The sequence below is a fragment of the Streptacidiphilus monticola genome, from assembly GCF_042658505.1.
Lineage (GTDB): Bacteria > Actinomycetota > Actinomycetes > Streptomycetales > Streptomycetaceae > Streptacidiphilus > Streptacidiphilus monticola.
The window spans coordinates 15,246-21,619 of the sequence record NZ_JBHSQJ010000133.1 but is presented as its reverse complement, the minus strand read 5'-3'; the positions used below and the strand labels follow the sequence as shown (position 1 = coordinate 21,619).

5 protein-coding genes are annotated in these 6,374 nt (G+C 74.1%); 3 read left to right on the top strand and 2 right to left on the bottom strand.

Annotated features, from left to right (window positions below; translation table 11 throughout):
• Positions 1-565: 565 nt before the first annotated feature.
• Positions 566-1,489, top strand: coding sequence for a L,D-transpeptidase family protein (locus tag ACFP3V_RS26695; protein ID WP_380588568.1), 924 nt, complete (start codon positions 566-568; stop codon positions 1,487-1,489).
• Positions 1,490-1,604: 115 nt separating this feature from the next.
• Positions 1,605-2,543, top strand: a complete 939-nt coding sequence (locus ACFP3V_RS26690) for a beta-ketoacyl-ACP synthase III (RefSeq protein ID WP_380588565.1) — start codon at positions 1,605-1,607, stop codon at positions 2,541-2,543.
• Positions 2,544-2,761: 218 nt separating this feature from the next.
• Here ACFP3V_RS26690 and ACFP3V_RS26685 read toward each other — a convergent pair whose 3' ends face one another.
• Together ACFP3V_RS26685 and ACFP3V_RS26680 are read right to left on the bottom strand one after the other, a co-directional pair.
• Positions 2,762-3,409: a TetR family transcriptional regulator gene (locus tag ACFP3V_RS26685; protein ID WP_380588562.1), complete on the bottom strand. Its 648-nt coding sequence runs from the start codon at positions 3,407-3,409 to the stop codon at positions 2,762-2,764.
• 60 nt (positions 3,410-3,469) lie between these two features.
• On the bottom strand, positions 3,470-4,828 hold the full coding sequence (locus ACFP3V_RS26680) for a class I SAM-dependent methyltransferase (protein WP_380588559.1): 1,359 nt from the start codon (positions 4,826-4,828) through the stop codon (positions 3,470-3,472).
• Positions 4,829-4,983: 155 nt separating this feature from the next.
• On the opposite strand from ACFP3V_RS26680, the gene ACFP3V_RS26675 reads away from it, so the two are divergent.
• A partial coding sequence (locus ACFP3V_RS26675) for a serine/threonine-protein kinase (protein WP_380588556.1) occupies positions 4,984-6,374 on the top strand: 1,391 nt, incomplete at its 3' end.

Sequence of the window (6,374 nt, the reverse complement as noted above, 5' to 3'; positions counted from 1 at the left end):
GCGGCGCCGGGCAGCGCCGGCGTGGGGTCGGCCAGCGCTCATGCGGGAGGCAGGCAACGCCACAGCGGGCTACGCCCCCTGACGGCCGGACAGGACCCGAGCGCCGGGCGCGCGTCGCACGGCCGGCCCGCCCCGGCAGCCGGGGAACGGGCGCCTCGCAGCCAACGCGGGGCTCCGGTCGGCGCACGCCCCGCTCCGCGGGCCCGCAGGGCCGGGCGGTGCGGAGCCGGGGACCGGGCGGGGTCGGTCGCCCGGTGCCGAAGCCACAAGCGACTGCAGGTCGCGGAAGTTGGCCGCCTGCCCCACCGGGGGCCCGGTAGCCGGCGACCAGCGTGGAGTTGGAGGAGGTCACACCGCCGACGGCCGGGTGGAGTCAAGCGCGGCGCCCGGCGGAGCAGGGGGCATGGGGGCGTGCGTGCCCCGTGTGAGGTGGGGGAATCACCACATCTTCACGAGGGGGCGAAACGGGCATAGATATCTAAAGGGCCATCAAAAACCGCGCCAGGGCCGTCCGCAGGGCATGCCGCTCCCTCAAGCGCTCACAGGAAGGAGGTAGCGTTCCAGCATGCCCAGCCACTCGCGGAGCTCCGTTCACCCCAGTCCCGCCGACGCCGAATACGGCGTCCCCGGGACTGCCCGGCCGACGCGGGCGCAGGCGAGAGCGGCCGCGCGGGCACGCGCCAAGCGGCGCCGCCGGGCCATCCGCACCGGCTTCCTGGGCATCGGCTCCGTCGCCGCCGTCGCGGTCATCGCCGTGGCGGGTATGGCGGATCCGCACGGCAAGGGCGGTTCCGCCGACGCGGCCCCGGCCGCGACGGTCCCGGCGAACGGCGGCCAGCACACCGCCGTCGGCCCGGGCACCTCCCGCTCCGTGGACCGCGCGACGCAGGCCGCGACGCTCAGTCAACTCCCGGGCCTGGGGCCCACCTTCCTCAAGAAGATCCCGGCCGGCACCCAGCAGGTGCTGATCGCCTCGGGCGCGGGGAAGAACAAGAACACCACCAAGGTCACCCTCTACACCCGCACCGCCGACGGCGGCTGGATCGCCGGTACCACCTGGAGCGGGCACAACGCCCGCGACGGCTGGACCACCGACCACCACGCGGGCGACCTGCACAGCCCCATCGGGGTGTTCAGCCTCACCGACGCGGGCGGGCTCGACCCCAACCCCGGCACCAAGCTCCCCTACACGCGCTCCTCCGCGTTCCAGGCTCCGGGTACCGGCTTCGAGGGCGAGTCGCTGGCGGACGCCTTCGACTACGTCGTGGCGATCAACTACAACCACGTCCCGGGCTCCTCTCCGCTGGACGGCCGCAGGCCGCTCGGCGCGAGCCGCGGCGGCGGGATCTGGGTGCACGTGGACCACGGGGGCCCCACCCACGGCTGCATAAGCCTTCCGAAGCAGGACATGGCCACCCTCCTCCGGGCGCTCGACCCTGCCAAGCACCCCGTCATCGTCATGGGCGACGCCGCGTCCCTCGCCGCGTAGCGACTCCGGCCGGCCGGGCGGGCCGCCGCCGTTGTCCGGAGTCCACAGGCTCGTGGGGCCGATGCTGTGGAAGGGCCTGCACCTGGACCCGTCGGTAACCGGATTGAGTAGATCCATGACTGGATCACGGATTGTCGCGCTGGGGCACTACCAGCCCGCCAGGACGCTCAGCAACGACGATCTCGCGAAGATCGTCGAGACCGACGACGCCTGGATCCGCAGTCGCGTGGGCATCCGCACCCGGCACGTGGCCGAGGCGGACGAGTCCGTCACCGACATGGCCGTGCGCGCCGCAGGCAAGGCGCTCGCCGCGGCCGGGTGCGACCCCGCCGACATCGACCTGGTCGTCGTCGCGACCTGCACCGCGATCGAACGCAGCCCCAACACCGCGGCGCAGGTGGCGGCCAGACTGGGCATCAGCAGCCCCGCCGCCTACGACATCAACACCGTCTGCTCCGGCTTCTCCTACGCCCTGGCCACCGCCGACCACGCCATCCGCGCCGGCGCCGCCACCCGCGCCCTCGTCATCGGCGCGGAGAAGATGACCGACACCATCGACTGGACCGACCGCTCCACCTGCGTGATCTTCGCGGACGGGGCCGGCGCCGCCGTCGTCGAGGCGGCCGGGACCCCCGGCATCGGGCCGGTCGTCTGGGGCACCGACACCTCCCGCACCGACGCCGTCCGGATCGACGGCTGGAAGCCCGTGATCAGCCAGCAGGGCCAGGCGGTCTTCCGCTGGGCCACCACCCAGCTCGCCCCGATCGCGCTGGAGGCGTGCGCCAAGGCCGGGATCGCCCCGTCCGAACTCGCCGCCTTCGTCCCGCACCAGGCCAACCTGCGGATCATCGAGGCGATCGCGGCCAAGCTCGGCGCGCCTGACGCGGTGATCGCGCGGGACGTGGTGGAATCGGGTAACACCTCTGCGGCCAGCGTCCCGCTCGCCTTCTCCAAGCTGGTCGAGCAGGGCGGCATCAGGTCCGGCGCCCCGGTCCTGCTGCTGGGCTTCGGCGGCGGTCTGGCCTACGCCGGACAGGTCGTCAGCTGCCCGTGACCCCACGGCACCGGCCCGCATCCGCGCTTCGGGCAGCGGCCGGAGCACAGGGAAAGGGGCGGCCCCGGTAGCGGGGACCGCCCGAGTGGGTGGCGCGGGACGGCGGCGTACGCGCTGCGAAACCTCCCCCGAGGCACAGTCGCGCGCAGGTGCGTCCGGCAGGACAGGATGCCGGTGCCGCCTCCCGCTGCGGGGCGAAGGGCTGCTGTGTGCTCCGCCTACTTCGGCGGCTTCTTGCCGGTGACGCCGAGGTACACCAGGAGCGCCAGGTTCGGCTTGAGCTCCTTGGCCTTGACGCCCTGCGTCTCGATCGCCTTCTGCTGCTCCGCCACGGCCGAGAGCATGGTCACCAGCGAGGTCGCGACCGCCGGTGCGCTGACCGACTTCTCGACCTTGTTGGTGGCCTGGAGCTCCTTGACCGCGTCCGTGAGCGCGTTGGCGACCCCGGTCAGCATCTTCTGGCGGATCTTGGAGAAACGTTTATCCCCCTCGGCGGAGCCGAGAGTGACCACGCGCAGGATCGCGTCGTTGTCCCGCCAGAAGGTGAGGAAGCCGTCCACCAGCTCCTCGGCGGCCTGGTAACCGCCCTTTCCGGCCCAGTTCTTGTCGGTCGCCAGGTCCCTGAGACCGGCGCCGGCGCTGGCGACTTCGTCCGCGATCTCGAGGACGGCGCCCTCGACGTCGGGGAAGTACTGGTAGAAGGTTGCGGGGGAGGTACCCGCCATCCGAGCGACGTCGATGACCTTGACGTCCCGGTAGGGCGACGTGCTGAGCATCTCCGCGAGGCAGTCGAGCAGCTTCTGCCGCGTCGCCTGCCCGCGTCGCCCGGCGACGCGCCCGTCGACGGTGCGAACTTGTCCTGTCATGTCGTCAGCTTAACTCCGCAAGATCCGCGCGCCATTCGGGAGACGGTTCCCGATGCTCCGTCAGACTGACGGGCCGTCGGCTGAGGCCCCGTCGGCTGACGGTGCGTCGGATCCGGGCTGCCAGCACGCGCGTGACCTGGGCATTCCGGAGCGCCCCGAGTCCCTGGTACGCACCGCCAGAACCTGGTTGACCCCGATGCTGTTGCTCTCGAAGGCCACCGCGGACGCCGCCATGTAGAGCCGCCAGACGCGCGCACGCCCCCGCCCGACGAGCTTCACCGCGCGCTCCCAGTCCGCCTCCAGGTTGCTCACCCAGGCGCGCAGCGTCACCGCGTAGTGCTCGCGCAGCGCCTCGACGTCGCGCACCTCGAAGCCGGCCCGCTCCAGCAGCGAGACGGTGCCGCCGATGGGCATCAACTCCCCGTCGGGGAACACGTAGGCCGCGATGAAGGGGGACAGCTCGTAGCGCTCGCCGGGACGGGTGGGGCGCCGGGCGATCTGGTGGTTGAGCAGCCGCCCCTCGGGCGCCAGCAGGTCGTAGAGCTTTCCTGCGTACGCGAGGTACTGCTCGGCGCCCACGTGCTCGGCCATGCCGATGCTGGAGATGGCGTCGAACGGACCGTCAGGAACCTCGCGGTAGTCCTGGATCCGTACCTCCAGCCGGTCCGCGAGCCCCTCCTGCGCGATCCGTTCGCGGGCGGCGGCGGCCTGCTCCTGGGAGAGCGTGATGCCGACGCCGTGCACCCCGTAGTGGCGGGCCGCGTGCAGCAGCATCGAGCCCCAGCCGCAGCCCACGTCCAGCAGCCGCATCCCCGGGCGCAGACCGAGCTTGCGGCAGACCAGGTCGAGTTTGTTCGCCTGGGCGCTCTCCAGATCCGGGGTGCCCGGGGGCCAGTAGGCGCAGGAGTAGACGAGGGAGGGGCCGAGCACCAGCCGGTAGAACTCGTTGCCGACGTCGTAGTGGTGCCTGATGGCCTGGCGGTCGCGGGTGAGCGAGTGCCGACGGCCGGTCAGTTCCCTTGCCTCCTCCGGCGGGAGCGGCGGGCGGGGGCCGAGCGCGCCGAGCCGCAGCAGGGTGCCGAGGTGCTCCCGAAGCCGGGGCCGCGGGCGGTCGCTGCCGCGGGCCGCCTCGACCAGCGGCAGCAGCGACTCCATCATCGCGTAGAGGTCGCCGCCGGGCGGCAGGTCGAGGTCCCCGGCGACCCAGGCGCGGGCCAGGCCCAGTTCGTCCGGCCGCCAGAGCAGGTGGCGCAGCGCGCGCCGGTCCCGGACCTCCAGCACCGGAGCGCCGGGGGGACCGGCCTCCGAGCCGTCCCAGGCCCGCAGCCGCACCGGCAGCGGTGCTCCCAGCAGGTGCTCCAGCAGGCCCTGCAGCTGCGCCGCACGGCCCGCGCGGGCGGTGGAACGGGACGGAGTCACGGTCGCCTCCTCGCGGTGGCTCGGAACGTGTCACTTCCTCACGGTTCATCAATCTAGCCCCGGGGCGCAGGGGATCGGCGGGTGGTTGGCCCTGCGGCGGGTCGGCATTGGAGAATCACCCTGCAGGAAGACCACACGGGGAGGTGGCAGGAGTCGTGGACCAGCTGAGCGCTCACGATCCGCGACGGATCGGCACGTTCGAGGTGCTGGGCCGCCTGGGGGCAGGGGGGATGGGCCTGGTGTACCTGGGCCGGTCCTCGGCGGGGCGGCGCGTCGCGATCAAGACGGTGCGCGCGGAGCTGGCCGAGGACCAGCTGTTCCGGGTCCGGTTCGCCCGCGAGATCGCGGCGGCCCGGACGGTGAGCGGCTTCTACACCGCGGCGGTGGTGGACGCGGACGCGGACGCTCCGGTGCCGTGGCTGGCGACGGCCTACATTCCCGCGCCCTCGCTGGAGGACCTGGTCGGCGAGTGCGGCCCGCTGCCGGTGGACGCGGTGCGCTGGCTGGCCGCCGGCATCGCGGAGGCGCTGCAGTCGATCCACGCGGCGGGGCTGGTGCACCGGGACCTCAAGCCGTCCAACGTGCTGGTCACCGAGGACGGGCCCCGGGTGATCGACTTCGGCATCGCGGCCGGGGTGTCGCACACCCGGCTGACGATGACCAACGTGGCGGTGGGCACGCCCGCGTACATGTCCCCCGAGCAGGCCCGGGACAGCCGGGGCGTGTCCGGGGCGTCCGACGTCTTCTCGCTCGGGTCGCTGCTGGTCTTCGCGGCGACGGGGCACGCGCCGTACCACGGGGCCAACCCGGTGGAGACGGTCTTCATGCTGCTGCGCGAGGCCCCGGACCTGTCCGGGGTCCCGGCGGAGCTGGCCCCGCTGATCAAGGCGTGCATGCGCCCGGCGCCGGAACGGCGGCCCACCCCCGCGCAGATCGCGGCGGAACTCGGCCCGCACCTGTTCGCCTCGGGCGACGTGGACGACGACTCGCGGGAGTGGCTGCCCCCGGCGGCGGTCGCCCTCATCGACGCCAAGCGGGGCCGCCGCGGGGCGGCGCCCGTGCCGCCCCCGGCTCCGCCGGAGCCGGAGCGTGCCCCGGGCCGCCACAAGCGCCCCACGGCGGGCGGCCGCCCGACCCCTGACTACCCCCCGGCCCCGGGCTACCCGCCCTACTCCGGTCCAGAGGTGCTGACGCCCGGTCAGCGCCCGTACCCGGCGGGAGCGGAGAACGCGTCCCCGGGCCTGGCGGGGCAGCCGGGCCACGGGCCCTACCCGGGACCCACGGGCCCCGCCGGAGACCAACCCCAGGGCAGCCGGCCTGATGGCGCCGGGGGCTATCCCGGCTCCGCCGCCGGGGCAGGCCCCCGCCAAGGCGCGGCGGCGTACCCCGGTGCACCGGGAGCCCACGCGGGCGCCGACGGGCGCGGGGCGGCCGGCGGCGGGCAGGGGAGCCCGGGGGCCCACCCCGGTGCGGGTGGACAGTTGACCCCCGGTCAGCCCGCCGCCGGCGCCGGGGCGTACCCCGGCGGCTCGGCAGCCGCCGGGGG